The sequence below is a fragment of the Caulobacter sp. D5 genome, from assembly GCF_003185805.1.
GTDB lineage: Bacteria > Pseudomonadota > Alphaproteobacteria > Caulobacterales > Caulobacteraceae > Caulobacter.
The window spans coordinates 1-1,682 of the sequence record NZ_QHJY01000499.1; the positions used below are offsets into that span (position 1 = coordinate 1).

The following is a 1,682-nucleotide window of genomic DNA, read 5'->3' on the forward strand; positions in this document are numbered from 1 at the left end:
CGCGCGGCAGCGGCTTGCGCTCGGGCAGGGCCGGGTCGACGCGGGCGCCGAGGAAGTCGCCCTGGCGGACGGTCTTGGCGAACAGGCGCAGCTGGCCGGTGGTGCGGCCGCGCTCGCCTTCCAGGCGGGCGCGCGGCAGGCCGGTCTCGGCCATGGCGCGCTCGATCAGTTCGTCGCCGATGGCCTCGATCTCGGCGGCGACGCCTTCGAGGAAGGCCGCGCGGGTCTCGAGGTCGGTCTCGCGATAGATGTCGAACGCCGCGTCGGCGGCGGCCAGGGCCGCCTCGATCTGGGCCGCGGTCGGCTCGGGGAAGACGTCACCGAAGTGCTCGCCCGTGGCGGGGTTCAGGCTGCGGAGTTCGGTCATGACGGCGCTCGCGGTTTTGGCGGACGGGAATGGGCCCGCATATAGGCCCTTCCCCCGCATTTTGTCAGGTCAATGTTAGCGCAACCATCGCTTATTCGATGGCCCGCCGAGACTATTCGATGAAGGCCGGCGCGATGACCCGTTCGCCCAGCAGGAAGGCGTCGGCCACATGGCGCAGCGGGCTGACGTCGACGTCCGAGGCGCCGGCTTCGATCAGCTCGGCGAAGGCGGCGTAGAGGCCCGGATATTCCTCGTCCGGCCCTTCGTGCTTCAGCTGCCCGTCGATCCACAGGCGCGAACCGCCGTGCGACAGCTTCAGTTCGCCGCCGTCGGTCTGGACGATGATGTCCCAGCTCTGCGGGCCGGTCTGCAGGAAGTCGAACTCGGCCCGCACCGGGGCGCCGGTCACGGTGACGAAGCTCAGCTGAGCCTCGACCGGCGACTGGCAGTTCTCCGGCACGTGCAGGGTAGCCTTTTCCAGGAAGAAGGCCGGCAGGATGACGGTGGCGATCGACAGGGCGTTGATGCCGGGATCGAAGACGCCCAGGCCGCCGGCCTGCCAGATCCAGGTCTGGCCCGGGTGCCAGACGCGCACGTCTTCCTTCCAGTTGATCTGCACCGACTGGATGGTCTTGCCGGCCAGCCAGGCCTGGGCCGGGGCGACGGCGGTGGCGTAGCGCGAGTGCCAGGTGGTCTGCAGGGTGACGCCCTTGGCGGCGGCGGCGGCCTTGAGGTCCTCGACCTCGCTCAGCGTCGCGCCCGGGGGCTTTTCCAGCATCACGTGCTTGCCGGCGTCGATGGCCTGGCGGGCGATCGTGTGGCGCACCTGCGGCGGAGTGCAGAGGGCGACGGCGTCGAAGGCGACGTCCGAGGCCAGCAGCTCGGCCAGGTCGGTGAAGTGCGGCACGCCGTCGACGCCGGCGCTGCGGCTGGCCACGGCGGCCAGTTCGAAGCGCGGATCCTTGGCGATCGCGGGCAGGTGCTGGTCGCGGGCGATCTTGCCCAGGCCGACGATGGCGATGCGGATGGTCATCTGGACGAAACACCTGGCGATGGAGAGGACCGCGTCGGCGGCCCGTTCATTAGTCAGACAAATAGCGTGACGGGCGTGGGTGTCAAACGGGGAGCGGGGGACCTGGGTGGAATGAGCCTTCTCCCCTTGCGGGAGAAGGTGGCGGCCGAAGGCCGTCGGATGAGGGATCTCTCAGATGTGAGACGCCTCCGCCCGGCCTGGCCGCCGCACGCGGTGCTGAGCTCTGAGAGACCCCTCACCCGACCTGCTTCGCAGGCCACCCTCTCCCGCAAGGGGAGAGGG

Annotated in this window: 2 protein-coding genes; both read right to left on the reverse strand. The window is 69.9% G+C overall.

Going from position 1 to position 1,682, the window contains the following annotated elements; all coding sequences use genetic code 11:
- Window positions 1–367, reverse strand: a 367-nt coding sequence (locus DMC18_RS24385; RefSeq protein WP_146218205.1) for an aldehyde dehydrogenase family protein, incomplete at its 3' end; no start/stop codon positions are given.
- A 112-nt stretch (window positions 368–479) separates the two neighbouring features.
- Window positions 480–1,400, reverse strand: a complete 921-nt coding sequence (locus DMC18_RS24390; protein ID WP_110119831.1) for a Gfo/Idh/MocA family protein — start codon at window positions 1,398–1,400, stop codon at window positions 480–482.
- Window positions 1,401–1,682: the final 282 nt, after the last annotated feature.

Coding starts and splice junctions, on each gene's coding strand:
- DMC18_RS24390 (WP_110119831.1), bottom strand. CDS start 1,400: ATGACCATCCGCATCGCCATCGTCGGCCTGGGCAAGATCGCCCGCGAC.